Origin of the sequence: Tritonibacter mobilis, assembly GCF_001681715.1 — a bacterium.
Lineage (GTDB): Bacteria > Pseudomonadota > Alphaproteobacteria > Rhodobacterales > Rhodobacteraceae > Epibacterium > Epibacterium mobile.
Genome location: NZ_LNWY01000012.1, coordinates 126,815 through 141,065, shown reverse-complemented (window position 1 = coordinate 141,065; position 14,251 = coordinate 126,815). Strand labels below are relative to the sequence as shown.

General features: G+C 59.2%; 14 protein-coding genes. 11 read left to right on the top strand and 3 right to left on the bottom strand.

Features of this window, described 5'->3' with window-relative positions:
- The first annotated feature begins 35 nt into the window (after nt 1-35).
- Complete coding sequence (locus UB90_RS11895; protein ID WP_065325930.1) at nt 36-1,298, top strand: FliM/FliN family flagellar motor C-terminal domain-containing protein; 1,263 nt, start codon at nt 36-38, stop codon at nt 1,296-1,298.
- A gap of 117 nt (nt 1,299-1,415) precedes the next feature.
- On the opposite strand, the gene UB90_RS11890 is transcribed toward UB90_RS11895, so the two are convergent.
- Nucleotides 1,416-1,844, bottom strand: coding sequence for a protein tyrosine phosphatase family protein (locus UB90_RS11890; RefSeq protein WP_065325929.1), 429 nt, complete (start codon nt 1,842-1,844; stop codon nt 1,416-1,418).
- A 396-nt stretch (nt 1,845-2,240) separates the two neighbouring features.
- Between UB90_RS11890 and UB90_RS11885 the strand changes: the two genes are divergently transcribed.
- Complete coding sequence (locus UB90_RS11885) at nt 2,241-2,456, top strand: hypothetical protein (protein ID WP_005609910.1); 216 nt, start codon at nt 2,241-2,243, stop codon at nt 2,454-2,456.
- 112 nt (nt 2,457-2,568) lie between these two features.
- On the opposite strand, the gene UB90_RS11880 is transcribed toward UB90_RS11885, so the two are convergent.
- Nucleotides 2,569-2,784, bottom strand: a complete 216-nt coding sequence (locus tag UB90_RS11880; RefSeq protein WP_005609908.1) for a hypothetical protein — start codon at nt 2,782-2,784, stop codon at nt 2,569-2,571.
- Between the two features lie 209 nt (nt 2,785-2,993).
- Between UB90_RS11880 and UB90_RS11875 the strand changes: the two genes are divergently transcribed.
- The 3 genes from UB90_RS11875 to preA all read left to right on the top strand — a co-directional run bounded on the left by UB90_RS11875 (nt 2,994) and on the right by preA (nt 6,258).
- Entirely contained in the window at nt 2,994-3,260 is a 267-nt protein-coding gene (locus UB90_RS11875) for a DUF2312 domain-containing protein (RefSeq protein ID WP_005609905.1), read from the top strand.
- Nucleotides 3,261-3,554: 294 nt separating this feature from the next.
- Nucleotides 3,555-4,889 carry an NAD(P)-dependent oxidoreductase gene (locus tag UB90_RS11870; RefSeq protein WP_065325928.1) on the top strand — a complete coding sequence of 445 codons (1,335 nt, stop codon included), beginning with the start codon at nt 3,555-3,557 and terminating at the stop codon, nt 4,887-4,889.
- Between the two features lie 64 nt (nt 4,890-4,953).
- Nucleotides 4,954-6,258: an NAD-dependent dihydropyrimidine dehydrogenase subunit PreA gene (preA, locus tag UB90_RS11865; protein ID WP_065325927.1), complete on the top strand. Its 1,305-nt coding sequence runs from the start codon at nt 4,954-4,956 to the stop codon at nt 6,256-6,258.
- A gap of 301 nt (nt 6,259-6,559) precedes the next feature.
- Here preA and UB90_RS11860 read toward each other — a convergent pair whose 3' ends face one another.
- The gene (locus tag UB90_RS11860; protein ID WP_009176635.1) at nt 6,560-7,174 is read right to left on the bottom strand and encodes a TetR family transcriptional regulator C-terminal domain-containing protein; all 615 of its coding nucleotides are present in this window, start codon (nt 7,172-7,174) and stop codon (nt 6,560-6,562) included.
- Nucleotides 7,175-7,469: 295 nt separating this feature from the next.
- Between UB90_RS11860 and UB90_RS11855 the strand changes: the two genes are divergently transcribed.
- The 6 genes from UB90_RS11855 (at nt 7,470) to UB90_RS11830 (ending at nt 14,219) form a co-directional block, all read left to right on the top strand.
- Nucleotides 7,470-8,720, top strand: a complete 1,251-nt coding sequence (locus tag UB90_RS11855) for a Zn-dependent hydrolase (protein WP_065325926.1) — start codon at nt 7,470-7,472, stop codon at nt 8,718-8,720.
- Nucleotides 8,721-8,852: 132 nt separating this feature from the next.
- Nucleotides 8,853-10,307, top strand: coding sequence for a dihydropyrimidinase (gene hydA / locus UB90_RS11850; protein ID WP_065325925.1), 1,455 nt, complete (start codon nt 8,853-8,855; stop codon nt 10,305-10,307).
- A gap of 53 nt (nt 10,308-10,360) precedes the next feature.
- The gene (locus UB90_RS11845) at nt 10,361-11,188 is read left to right on the top strand and encodes an ABC transporter ATP-binding protein (protein ID WP_039983021.1); all 828 of its coding nucleotides are present in this window, start codon (nt 10,361-10,363) and stop codon (nt 11,186-11,188) included.
- Between the two features lie 24 nt (nt 11,189-11,212).
- Nucleotides 11,213-12,130: an ABC transporter permease gene (locus UB90_RS11840; RefSeq protein WP_065325924.1), complete on the top strand. Its 918-nt coding sequence runs from the start codon at nt 11,213-11,215 to the stop codon at nt 12,128-12,130.
- Between the two features lie 55 nt (nt 12,131-12,185).
- Nucleotides 12,186-13,031, top strand: coding sequence for an ABC transporter permease (locus tag UB90_RS11835; RefSeq protein ID WP_065325923.1), 846 nt, complete (start codon nt 12,186-12,188; stop codon nt 13,029-13,031).
- A gap of 201 nt (nt 13,032-13,232) precedes the next feature.
- Complete coding sequence (locus tag UB90_RS11830; protein ID WP_005622590.1) at nt 13,233-14,219, top strand: ABC transporter substrate-binding protein; 987 nt, start codon at nt 13,233-13,235, stop codon at nt 14,217-14,219.
- Nucleotides 14,220-14,251: the final 32 nt, after the last annotated feature.

Sequence of the window (14,251 nt, the reverse complement as noted above, 5' to 3'; positions counted from 1 at the left end):
TGTCCATACGGGTGCGGAAGGCTTCAGGTTCATTTATGACGGACAAGGATCAAACGGAGGATGGCAAGCGCGCGGTCGGGGGACTTGCGCGTAAACTTGCAGCCTCAAAGGAAGGGACTGCCGGGACAGGCGGATCGCTCACGCTCAAGGCGTTGCGCAGATCGGTGGCGCGCGCCGCTGAGGATCTGTGCGAATTGCCAATGGCAGTGATCGCGGCGCGTCAAACCAACCGCGTGCCCGAAGATCTGACTGGCCTTCTGTCCGACAAACATCTCCTTGTGGTGCTCGACTGCCCCGAGGGACGGATTGGCGCAGCGACGCTGGATGCCGCTGCGGTTACAGCTCTTATTCAACAGCAGACCATGGGGACGGTCCTCGGCATGTCCGGGGATGAGCGCAATTACACACCCACAGATGCCGCAATGGTGGCGGAGTTTCTGGAGAAGCTGTTCGGCAAAGTCACCAATCTGCTGGAAGACCAGAGCGATCTGCGCATTTTTGAAGGATATAGATTCGGCGCTCAGGTTGAGGATGTCCGAACGCTTGTGCTTGGAATGGAAGCGGATGACTACCGGGTGATCAACCTGAACGTGGATCTAGCCACGGGCAAAATGCAGGGCGAGATCTGTCTGGTGCTGCCGGAACCCTCGGTTGACGAATATGACGAGGCAAATGCAGTCCGCGGCCCGCGCTTGGGGTCCAGTGTCGGATCTATGCGTGCAGAGCTGTCGGCGGTTTTGTGCAAAATGCGAATCCCCTTGCGTCAATTCTCTGCGCTCAAGGTCGGGGAGTTGCTACCGCTGGATCAGGCGTATCTTTATGAGACCGACCTTATTGCTATCAATGGACAGGCGATCGCCAAGGGCCGGCTTGGCCAGATGAACGGCGCACGCGCAGTGCGCCTGGATCAGCAACGCACCCGGCTTGTGCCAAACAATCAGGGCAGCTTTTCCGATGGGATCGGTCAGGGCGCAGCACCGGCTATGGATGACAACACGCTGGATCTGTCGATTGCAGCGCATGGTCTGCAAGATCCGGGCGACGGGCTTGGTGGGGATCTTGGCGGCATGATGGGCGGGGACCTCGGCGGAGGCCTCGGAGGTGATCTTGGCGGCGACTTGGGTGGCGATCTGGGCGGAGGCCTTGATGGTGGTGATCTTCCGATGGGAGATTTCGACGCCATGGGAGACCTGCCAGAATTGCCAATGAACGATCTTGGCGATTTTAACGCCGATGATACGGCGGCAGAGATTTCCGAATTGGCTGGGTTGTCAGATCTATCGGAGACGGGCACCTGACGCGCGCAACCAGCGACATTTGCGCATCATCAGGACATGATCCTAGTAGGATAGAAAAACGGCCCTCGGAATTCTCCGCGGGCCGCAAAACCATTCTGACTTAGGTGAAGGCTATGTTTAGCCTTTGAGGGACTGAAGCGTCGGGCGCAGACCGGACAGATCGTACCCCGCCTGTTGCGTGGTGGTCATGATATCGTCGACCGAGACGTCAGGGTTTGACACCTGCCCCAGCGCCCAAACCACCGAACACCGCGTACCAGAGGCGCAATAGGCCAGTACTGGCCCATCTGACGCCTCAATGAATGTGCCTTGCTTCTCGACGTTCTCAGGCGTCATGGTCTGGTGGGTGAGCGGCAGGACCTGAAATTTCAAACCAGCCGTTTCAGCCGCCGCGCGGATTGTCTCCGCCTGGTGGCTGGGCGGAACTTCCGCGTCAGGTCTGTTGCAGATCACGGTGGTGAAACCGGCAGCTTTGATTGCGGGAATATCCTCCACGGAGATCTGCGGAGAAACCGAGTAACGGGGGGTCAATGTGCGTGCATCCATGGCAATCCGTTTAAGCCTTTGTTGGGCTGCGGTCCAGAACCAAGCGAGTCCTCCTCCACGCACGATAGGCGCTATGCATATCGGCAGAAAAGCTCCGATCCTTGTTTGCGTTTTTCGGTGTCGGCATTCGGGTTGGCGACACGCACTGCTGACAGATATTTTTCGTTTCCGAAGTTGGGTTTGGGCACTGCCAATTGTTTTGGCTTTAAAGGCGAATGGCCTAATTTATTGGCAATATTATTGCAGGGTTTACGATTGGAATGCGTCAATTTGCGGTATTCCCCAGCTGCGATGATTGCTGCACCCTTGAACTGATGTAAACTGGTCCTGCGCGGCAGGTGTTACGCTGCGCAGACAGGATCCTATTTTTGGACCTGTAGGGGAGGAGAGTAACGAATGACGACAGAACAGTTGATGAAACGTGCCTGCCACCTTGAAAAGCAAATCCGGACCGCTTCTGAGGTGGCGAGGCTGGATCTGCAGCCAGAATTTTCGCGTGTCTTGCGGCACATTAAGGCGGCAGGGGAATCTGTTCCCGGACATTTGCGCCGAACGGAACAGGCGCTCAATGACGAGCTTGTGGAACGTCAGTTTGACAATATGCCGGTTTGATTTGGCATTTGCCGACTACGCGGAAGTGTGACCTGACGGAGTCCGATTGGCGAATTCAGGCGGTTTCTAGAAATCGCCTGTGATCGCCAAATAGATGCACTGGTTACGACAGTTAGCGCAGAAACAGGCCGACCATCACCAGCATCAGCCCAAGGACCGACAGCAACAATGCGCCGAGGTTTTTGGGCAGCACCGATTGCAGGACCGCGCGCAGCTCATCCTCGCTCAACCCTTTGCGCTTGGCGCGCACCACGATCAGCACACACCACGCAAGCCCCAGCATACCAAGGATCGACAGGGCGCCACCGGCCCAGATCAGGTATTCCATGTTCCGTCTACCTCTTGTCACAGGTTGTCTCAGGCAACCGCCGCCAAGGCGTGCCATGTCGGTGGCATAGCGCCTACAAGAGTGGCTGCGACACTGCAAGCGGATGCATGTCAACTCCAGTCTTGCGAGGCGCGCGGCAGCCCTGTATCCCTCTGCCTCAACCGGTGCCAAACCGGAGCAGTTGAGGCAATTTGCACGAGGGCCATCCCATGGACATGACCGAAGACGAAAAGAGCGAAAACTACCGCGTCACCGCAGGCGAACTGCGCCAGTTTGTGGAGCGGTTCGAGCGTCTGGACGAAGAGAAGAAGGCAATTGCCGAGCAGCAGAAAGAGGTTATGGCCGAAGCCAAAGGGCGCGGTTACGACGTCAAGGTTCTGCGCAAGATTATCGCTCTGCGCAAGCGCGATGAAAACGACATCGCCGAAGAAGAGGCCGTGTTGGAAATGTACAAAGAAGCGCTTGGAATGTCCTGAACCGGACCTATGCGCCGACGTTATCGAACGGGGATCTGAGGGGACTCAGGTCCCCGTTTTGCATTGAAAATGCGCTGTTCAGCTGTGTCTTTGTGCCTGTCATCGGTGTGCATCAGAATTAATCAATCATCATTTTCTCATTTAAATCATGTGATTGCGAGGCGTTGTTGCATCGCCGAAGGATGAGAATACGCCTTCTCTAAATTTTACCAGTTGATAAAAAATTCGCCTGTGGCACTCTGGTTTCAACAAGAAGACATCATTGACTGTCCAGTATCAGCAAGGAGACACCCAATGGCAGCAGGCCACCAGGTATCCGGAGTGCGATCAGAGCGGCTCAGCGCTCAGGAAATTGCCGAAAACTTCGCGGATCTTCACGCGCCCTTTGATGCGCATGAGGCCGCGGTTGCGGCGGATCGCTGTTATTTCTGTTTTGATGCGCCCTGTATGACGGCGTGTCCCACCAGCATCGACATTCCGCAATTCATCCGCGAGATCCAGGGCGGGCATGCGGAAAGCGCTGCCAAGACCATTCTGGAGCAGAACATCCTCGGCGGCATGTGCGCCCGGGTCTGTCCGACAGAGACGCTCTGCGAAGAGGTTTGCGTGCGGGAGGTGGCCGAGGGCAAGCCGGTCGAAATCGGTCGCTTGCAGCGCTATGCCACCGATATGTTGATGGAGCGGGACGTGCACCCCTTCACCCGCGCAACGGCCACCGGAAAGCGGGTTGCGGTTGTGGGGGCAGGGCCTGCGGGTCTTGCGGCGGCGCACCGTCTCGCGGTGCACGGTCACGAGGTCACGGTCTATGAGGCCAAGGCCAAGGCGGGCGGCCTAAATGAATTCGGGATCGCAGCCTATAAATCCACCAATGACTTCGCTGCGCGCGAGGTGGAGTGGTTGCTGCAAATCGGCGGCATCAGCATCGAGTACGGGCGCGGGCTTGGCATGGGGCTGACGCTGGAGGGGCTTCGGTCTGACTTTGATGCGGTGTTCCTGTCCGTCGGGCTACAGGGCGTCAATGCGCTGCGTGCGGAGGGCGAAGGCAAGGACGGCGTGCGCGATGCGGTGGATTTCATCGCGGAACTGCGTCAGGCCGAGGATCTGACCGCGCTGCCCGTGGGGCGCAATGTGGTGGTTATCGGCGGTGGCATGACCGCCGTGGACGCCGCCGTGCAGTCCAAGCTCTTGGGCGCAGAAAATGTCACCATCGCCTATCGCCGGGGGCGTGACGCCATGGGCGCGAGCCGGTTTGAACAGGATCTTGCGGCCTCCAAGGGCGTGAAGCTGATGTTTAACGTGATGCCAAAGGCAATCCACGGCAACGGGTCTGCGGTCGAGATCGAACTGGAATATACCGATGTCGTGGACGGGCGCGTCACCGGCACCGGAGAGACGGTGCGACTGGCCGCTGATCAGGTGATGAAGGCCATCGGTCAAACGCTTGAAGGCCAGCCGGAAGCGCTGGCGCTGGAAGGGCGCAAGATCAAGGTCTCTGAAACCGGGCGTACCTCGGTGTCCGGGGTCTGGGCCGGGGGCGATTGTGCGTCCGGCGGCGATGACCTCACCGTGACCGCCGTAGCCGAGGGCCGCGATGCGGCCGAAGATATCCACGCGAGCCTGATTGGCTGAAGCCGCTATGCGCCGCCTTGCAGGGCAGGGCAGGCCGCATAGTTAGCAAACAGGGAGAGATCAAATGGCTGATCTTACAACAGAATTCCTCGGTATCAAATCACCGAACCCGTTTTGGCTGGCCTCCGCGCCGCCCACCGACAAGGAATACAACGTCCGCCGTGCCTTTGAGGCCGGTTGGGGCGGTGTGGTCTGGAAGACTTTGGGCGCCGAAGGTCCACCGGTGGTGAATGTCAACGGGCCGCGTTATGGCGCGATCTGGGGCGCGGACCGGCGGCTCTTGGGACTCAACAACATTGAGCTCATCACCGACCGTCCGCTGGATGTGAACCTTGAAGAAATGACTCGCGTGAAGAAGGATTATCCGGATCGCGCGCTCATTGCCTCGATCATGGTGCCCTGTGAAGAAGCCGCGTGGAAGGCGATCCTGCCGCGTGTAGCAGAGACCGGCTGTGACGGGATCGAGCTGAACTTTGGTTGTCCGCATGGAATGGCTGAGCGCGGCATGGGCTCTGCGGTGGGGCAGGTGCCAGAATACATCCAGATGGTCACGGAGTGGTGCAAGCAATACTACGACAAGCCGGTGATCGTGAAGCTGACGCCCAATATCACCGACATTCGCCATCCGGCGCGCGCGGCCAAGGCCGGCAACGCAGATGCGGTGTCGCTGATCAACACGATCAATTCGATCACCTCGGTGAACCTTGATGCGATGTCGCCGGAGCCGATGATCGGCGGCAAAGGCACCCATGGCGGCTATTGCGGCCCGGCTGTGAAGCCCATCGCGATGAATATGGTCGCCGAGATCGCCCGCGATCCGCAGACCGCTGGCTTGCCGATTTCCGCCATTGGCGGCGTCACCACGTGGCGCGATGCGGCGGAGTTCATTGCGCTGGGGGCGGGCAATGTGCAGGTCTGTACGGCAGCAATGACCTATGGGTTCAAGGTTGTCGAGGAGATGATCTCGGGTCTGTCGGACTGGATGGATCAGAAGGGGTATTCCTCCATTGAGGACTTCCGCGGCATGGCGGTTCCCAATGTCACCGACTGGCAGTATCTGGACCTGAACTACGTGACCAAGGCGAAGATCTCTCAGGACGATTGCATCAAATGCGGGCGTTGCTATGCGGCCTGCGAGGATACCTCGCATCAGGCAATTGCGATGTCGGCGGATCGGACCTTTACCGTGAAGGACGATGAATGCGTGGCCTGCAACCTCTGTGTCAATGTCTGCCCAGTCGAGGGCTGCATCACCATGGAGGAGGTTGCCGTCGGCGCTGTTGATGAGCGCACCGGAAAAGTGGTGAGCGGCGAATATGGCAACTGGACACAGCATCCGAACAATCCGGCCGCGACAGCGGCGGAATAGACCACGGCGGGGAGGCTCCCGCCCGTCGAGGATTCAGGTAACCTGCATCCTCTCCCGTTGGGCTCGGCGCCGCGCTTCGCGCGGCGCTTTGGCGTAGAAACGATGCCGGAGCGCTATTAGGGAGAGATCGGAATTTTGCTGGGGAGGTCCATCAGGGGCACATGTGTCCTGATGGACCAGATCAAGTTTGAGGCGGGCGCTGGCGCCTCAAGGGTAAACGTCGCTTGCGCGCCGCCGCTTTGCGGCCCTTGACCCGCCATCCCCCTCAGGGCCTCCCAAATTGAGCGTTGGGTCCGGAGTGTCAGGTCGTGGGTGTGAGCATGCGGCGGTAGAGGGTGTCGAGAAACTCCGGCGCGGCGGCAAAAGGGTCCTCGGGGGTCATCAGGGTCTGTACCTGAACTTCGAAATCCGCGTAATGCTGGGTGAGGGACCAGATCGAAAACAACAGATGCCGGGGATGAACGCTGGCGATCTTGCCTGCCGCCATCCAGCCTTGAAAGATGACTTCTGTCGCATCCACCAATTCGCGCAGTTCCGTCGAGAGCGTGTCGATCATACGCGGCGCGCCTTGTACGATCTCATTGGCGAAGAGGCGGCTTTCGCGCGGCATGTCCTGACTCATCTGAAGTTTGCGCTGCACATATCCGAGGATCTCCTCCATCGGGTCTCCTTTTGGGTCGATATCGCGCAAAGGGGCCAGCCAGGTTGCCAGAAGTTTCGACAATAATTCGGTGAATATCGCCTCTTTGGAGGGGTAATAGTAGAGCAGGTTGGGCTTGGAGAGACCGGCTGCACTGGCGATCTGATCGACCGTTGCACCGCGAAAGCCGTTTTGGGAAAACACATCCAGAGCGGCCTCTAGGATGTTGGCGCGATTGCGTTTTTGGATCCTCGTGGGGCTGCGGTCAGTGGCCATGTCGTGCCGGTGCTTTCTGTTGTTACTTGCGGTTGGAAGTGCTGCCTGAATTTTGCGCAGATGATGGGCTGCAAAAATCTATTCCGATTCTCAGGATGCGCAATTTCTTGACTGAGTCTCATCTGGTGATAGCGTGAGTTTGACCAGTTGGTCAAATGTCCGGCCTTGCCCGTCTTGGCGACCCGGCAGAACCAACGGCACAGTGAGAGCCACTGACCCGGGCTGGACAAGCCACGCATGACCCCGCCCCGATGCATGAGGGTGAGGCAGACCACAGGGAAGGAAGCAAACAGAGATGACCGCGCTTGGACAAAATCTGAAAATCAACGGCGATCGGCTGTGGGACAGTCTGATGGAGATGGCCAAGATCGGCCCCGGCGTCGCGGGGGGCAACAACCGCCAGACGCTTACTGATGCGGATGCAGAGGGGCGGGCACTGTTTCAGTCTTGGTGCGAGGCGGCAGGCATGACCATGGGCTGTGACACCATGGGCAATATGTTTGCGACCCGCCTCGGCGAAGATCCCGACGCGCTGCCGGTCTATATGGGCTCGCATCTGGATACCCAGCCCACGGGCGGCAAATACGATGGTGTTCTGGGGGTGCTTGGTGGCTTGGAAGTCGTGCGCACGATGAATGACCTCGGAATCAAGACCAAACACCCCATCGTTGTGACCAACTGGACCAACGAGGAAGGCACGCGGTTTGCGCCCGCGATGCTGGCCTCAGGCGTGTTTGCGGGCAAGCACACACAGGACTGGGCCTATGGGCGCGAGGATGCCGAGGGCAAGACGTTCGGCGATGAGCTGAAGCGGATCGGCTGGGTCGGGGATGAGACGGTCGGCGCGCGCAAGATGCATGCGATGTTCGAGCTGCACATTGAGCAAGGCCCCATCCTAGAAGCTGAAGGCAAAGATATTGGCGTTGTGACCCATGGGCAGGGGCTGTGGTGGTTGCAATGCACGGTGAGCGGCAAGGACGCGCATACTGGCTCCACGCCGATGAATATGCGGGTGAATGCCGGGCTTGGCATGGCGCGGATGACCGAAGCGGCGCATCAGATCGCCATGGCGCATCAGCCGCATGCGGTTGGCGCGGTGGGGCATTGTGATGTTTTCCCAAACTCGCGCAATGTGATCCCCGGCAAGGTGGTGTTCACTGCCGATTTCCGCTCTCCGGATTTGGAGAAACTCACGTCAATGCGGACGCAGTTCGAGGCCAGGGCGAAGGAGATCGCCGATGAGCTGGGGCTTGGGCTGGAGATCGAACCCGTCGGGCATTTTGACCCCGTGACCTTTGACGAGACCTGCGTCAGCGCAGTGCGCAATGCGGCGGAGCGTCTGGGCTACAGCCATCTCGATATCGTGTCCGGTGCGGGTCATGACGCCTGCTGGATCAATGATGTGGCGCCCACCGCGATGATCATGTGCCCTTGCGTTGATGGGCTGAGCCACAATGAAGCGGAAGAGATTTCCAAGGACTGGGCCGCAGCGGGCACCGATGTGATGCTGCATGCGGTGCTGGAGACGGCAGAGATCGTCGCCTGAAACCGCTGATTTGGAGGGGGCGCTGCCCCCGTCGCGCCTGCGCGACTCCCCCGGGATATTTAGGGTCAGAAGAAACTCGCCCGGGATTTGAAGACAACGGCGCGCAAGGCGTCGGACCACAGGGAGTTTGATATGACCAAAGTCATCAAGAATGGCACCATTGTCACCGCGGATCTGACCTATAAGGCAGATGTGCTGGTCGAAGGCGGCGTCATCACCGAAATTGGCCCGGATCTGAAGGGCGATGAGGTGCTGGACGCCACCGGCTGCTACGTGATGCCGGGGGGGATCGACCCGCATACCCATCTGGAGATGCCCTTCATGGGCACCTATTCCTCGGATGATTTTGAGAGCGGCACCCGCGCGGGACTGGCGGGCGGCACCACCATGGTGGTGGATTTTGCACTGCCAAGTCCGGGTGAGAGCCTTCTGGATGCGCTGAAGCGCTGGGACAATAAATCCACGCGAGCGAACTGCGACTATTCTTTCCATATGGCGGTGACATGGTGGGGGGAGCAGGTCTTTGACGAGATGAAGACCGTGATCGAGACCCGTGGCATCAACACTTTCAAGCATTTTATGGCCTATAAGGGCGCCTTGATGGTCAATGATGACGAGATGTATGCGTCCTTTCAGCGGCTTGCGGAGCTTGGTGGCATTGCCATGGTGCATGCCGAAAACGGCGATGTGGTCGCCGAACTGAGCGCCAAGCTGCTGGCGCAGGGCAACACCGGCCCCGAGGCGCATGCCTATTCCCGCCCGCCGCAGGTGGAGGGCGAGGCCACCAACCGCGCCATCATGATCGCCGATATGGCGGGCGTGCCGCTTTATGTGGTGCATACCTCCTGCGAGGACAGCCACGAGGCCATCCGCCGTGCGCGCATGCAGGGCAAACGGGTCTGGGGCGAGCCGCTGATCCAGCATCTGACGCTGGATGAAAGCGAGTATTTCAACGCCGATTGGGACCATGCCGCACGAAGGGTGATGTCGCCGCCGTTCCGCAACAAGCAGCATCAGGACAGCCTCTGGGCGGGTCTTCAGTCGGGTTCTCTATCGGTGGTGGCGACGGATCACTGCGCGTTCTCGACTGAGCAGAAACGCTATGGCGTGGGGGATTTCACCAAGATCCCCAATGGCACCGGCGGCCTTGAGGACCGGATGCCGATGCTCTGGACCCATGGGGTTGAGACCGGCCGTCTGACGCCCAATGAATTTGTCGCGGTCACGTCGACCAACATCGCCAAGATCCTGAACTGCTACCCCAAAAAGGGCGCGGTTCTGGTTGGGGCGGATGCGGATCTGGTGATTTGGGACCCGGCGAAGACCAAGGTGATCTCGGCGGCCTCGCAGCAATCTGCCATTGATTACAACGTGTTCGAGGGCAAAGAGGTCAAGGGCCTGCCACGCTACACGCTGACCCGCGGTCAGGTGGCGGTGATGGACGGCGAAATCAAGACGCAGGAAGGCCACGGCAAGTTTGTGGAGCGCGCGCCCAACACTGTGGTCAATACGGCGCTCAGCACCTGGAAGGATCTGACCGCGCCGCGCCCGGTGGAGCGCAGCGGCATTCCTGCCACTGGCGTCTAACTGCATCAGGAACGGGGGCCGCGTGCCCCCGTTTGTTTGACCAAGGCTATGAAATGAATATGCAAATGACCTCACGGGTGGACAGCGCCATGGACCGAGCCCCGGATGCCGCAGTGATCGAAGCCCGGGATCTGAACCTTGTGTTTGGGACGGGCGAGACATCCGTTCACGCGCTCAAGGACATCAACCTCACGATCAACAAAGGGGAGTTTGTCTCCTTCATTGGCCCTTCCGGCTGTGGCAAGACGACATTCCTGAGATGTGTGGCATCTCTGGAAACGCCGACGGGCGGCAGCTTGACCGTGAACGGGATGACACCCGAAGACGCGCGCAAGCAGCGTGCCTATGGCTATGTGTTTCAGGCGGCGGGATTGTACCCGTGGCGCACCATCGCCAAGAACATCAAGCTTCCGCTTGAAATCATGGGATATTCCAAGGCCGAGCAGGACAAACGCGTGGCTGAGGTGCTGGAGCTGGTGGAGCTTTCTGGCTTTGGCGGTAAATTCCCGTGGCAGCTGTCGGGCGGCATGCAGCAGCGGGCCAGCATTGCTCGCGCGCTGGCCTTTGATGCGGATCTACTGTTGATGGACGAACCCTTTGGTGCGCTTGATGAAATCGTGCGCGATCACCTCAATGAACAACTGCTGAAACTCTGGGCGCGGACGGATAAAACCATCGGCTTTGTGACCCACTCGATCCCCGAGGCGGTGTATCTGTCGACCAAGATCGTGGTGATGTCCCCCCGTCCGGGCCGCATCCACGAGGTGATCGACAGCACGCTGCCTAAAGAACGCCCCCTCGATATTCGCGACTCGCCCGAGTTCATCGAAATCGCCCATCGCGTCCGCGAGGGTCTGCGCGCGGGGCATGCGCATGACTGAGGTTAAGAATTCGGAGGGCCGCGCATGAAAACGGTTTTGGCTGTCCTCACCGTTGTCGTGACGCTGATCGGGATCTGGTATCTCGCCTGCGTGCCGATGAACATCAAAGGCGTTTTGGATGCGGCAGAACGGGCAGGGGAGCAGGTGACGCCTGCCACTGCAAGGGAGCGGCGTGATGCTTCGGCGCTTGGTCTCGTGGCGCAGAACAGCTTTGCCATTCCGCGCGTCTGGTCGGTGGAGCGCCCACGTCTGCCCGCCCCGCATCAGGTCGCCACGGAGCTGTGGGATACGACGGTGATGAAAAAGATCACCTCCAAGCGCAGCCTGATCTACCATGCGCAGGTGACGCTTTCGGCGACGCTTATGGGATTTGCCATCGGCACCGGGCTTGGCATCCTGCTTGCCGTGGGGATTGTGCATTCGCGGGTGATGGATATGTCGGTGATGCCCTGGGCCATCGTCAGCCAGACCATCCCGATCATCGCGCTGGCGCCGATGATTATCGTGGTGCTCTATTCCATTGGCGTACAAGGGCTTTTGCCCAAGGCGATCATTGCCGCCTATCTCAGCTTTTTCCCTGTGGTCGTGGGCATGGTGAAAGGGCTGCGCAGCCCCGATCATATGCAGCTTGATCTGATGAAGACGTATTTTGCGTCTCAGGGGCAGGTGTTTTGGAAGCTGCGATTGCCATCCTCGATGCCCTATCTCTTTGCCTCGCTGAAGATTGGGATTGCGGCTTCATTGGTCGGTGCCATCGTGGGCGAGCTGCCCACCGGTGCGGTGGCCGGACTTGGCGCGCGACTTCTGGCGGGCAGCTATTACGGACAAACGGTTCAGATCTGGTCGGCTCTCTTTGCGGCGGCAATCCTGGCGGCGGCTCTGGTTGCGCTGCTGGGGCTGCTGGAGCAGGTGCTGCTGGGGCGCATGGGGGTGAAACCATGAGCGATATGCTGAAATCTAGCGCCCGATGCAGCCTGACCACAGAGGAGGTGCGCTGATGACCTTGGTTTTTCTTGCACTGCTCGTGTGGATCGCGGGCTGGTGGATCAACGCGCGGCTGGCCAATGGACCAAAGGCCAATACCCGTGCGGTGGGGCTCTTGGTGCCTGCGATCTTTGGCCTGACGATCCTCATCGTCTGGGAACTGTTGGTGCGTGGCCTTGAGGTGCCTCTGGTGATCCTGCCCGCGCCTTCGCTGATCGCGGAGCGGTTTGCCTCCAGCCTGCCGATCCTTTGGGCGGACTTCAGCCAGACCATTCTGAAGGGTGCGCTTGGCGGTTATGTCATCGGCTGCGGTGCGGCTTTCCTGACCGCCATTCTTGTGGATCGCAGCGATTTCCTGCGGCGGGGGCTGCTGCCGGTCGGGAACTTTGTCGCCGCACTGCCCATCGTTGGCACCGCGCCGATCCTCGTGATGTGGTTCGGTTTTGACTGGCAATCCAAGGCTGCGGTGGTCGTGGTGATGGTGTTCTTTCCAATGTTGGTGAACACGGTGGCGGGTTTGCGTGAAACCGATCAGATGCAGCGCGACCTGATGCGCACCTATGCGGCCTCCTATTGGCAGAGCCTGTTCAAGCTGCGCCTGCCAGCCGCGCTGCCTTTCGTGTTCAATGGGCTCAAGATCTCCACCACGCTTGCGCTGATTGGCGCGATTGTGGCCGAGTTCTTTGGCTCTCCGACCGTCGGGATGGGATTTCGCATCTCCACCTCGGTGGGGCAGCTGGCCCTCGATATGGTCTGGGCCGAAATTGTAGTCGCAGCACTTGCCGGATCACTCTTTTACGGTCTGATGGCGCTTTTGGAGAAAACGTTGACCTTCTGGCACCCGTCTCAACGGGGCTGAAACAACCTGCGCCTCCGCATTTTGCGGGTGCGCTTCATCCTTTGGGTGCAACGCCTTGAACAGAGGGATAAATCCCCGCCTTGGCCAGTGCTCAATATATGCGCGAGGACGCCGTTTCGACCGTCAATAAGAAGCAAAACTTTTGCGTGTCGAGATGAGCTTGCGCATGATTTCATCATAATCAACAGGGAGTTCGAACTGATGAAAAACGTGCTAACAGCCGCCGCCATGGCACTGATGGCAACCTCCGCCGCACAGGCTGCGGATGAGGTCAAACTGCAATTGAAATGGGTCACGCAGGCGCAGTTTGCCGGCTATTACGTGGCACTAGACAAAGGGTTTTATGAGGAAGAAGACCTCGATGTGACCATCCTGCCCGGTGGCCCCGACATTGCGCCCACTCAGGTGATTGCGGGCGGTGGCGCGGATGTGACAGTGGAGTGGATGCCCGCGGCCCTCGCGGCGCGCGAAAAGGGCCTGCCCCTGGTCAATATCGCGCAACCGTTCAAATCCTCGGGCATGATGCTGACCTGCTGGAAAGATACCGGCATTTCCGAGCCTGCGGATCTGGCGGATCGCACGCTGGGGGTCTGGTTCTTCGGCAATGAGTTCCCCTTTATGAGCTGGATGGGCAAGCTTGGGATTTCCACCGAAGGCAAAGGCCCCGAGGGGGTCGAGGTGCTGAAGCAGGGGTTCAATGTCGATCCGCTGTTGCAGCGTCAGGCCGATTGCATTTCCACCATGACCTACAATGAATATTGGCAGGTGATTGATGCGGGCGTGACGCCAGAAGAATTGTTGACCTTCAAATACGAGGATCAGGGCGTTGCGACGCTTGAGGACGGTCTTTATGTGCTTGAAGACAACCTGTCTGATGAGGCTTTTGTCGACAAGATGGAGCGTTTTGTGCGCGCCTCGATGAAGGGCTGGAAATACGCGGAATCCAATCCGGATGAAGCAGCGGAAATCGTGCTCGACAATGATGCTTCCGGTGCCCAGACAGAGACCCACCAGAAACGCATGATGCGCGAGATCGCAAAATTGACCTCTGGCAGCAATGGCGCGCTGGACGTCGCAGACTATGAACGCACCGTGGAAACACTGCTTACGGGTGGGTCTGATCCGGTGATTACCAAAACGCCAGAAGGGGCCTGGACCCATGCCATTACGGATGCGGCGTTGAACTAAACCTTTCGGCTAGTGAAGCCATCGTGAAACAT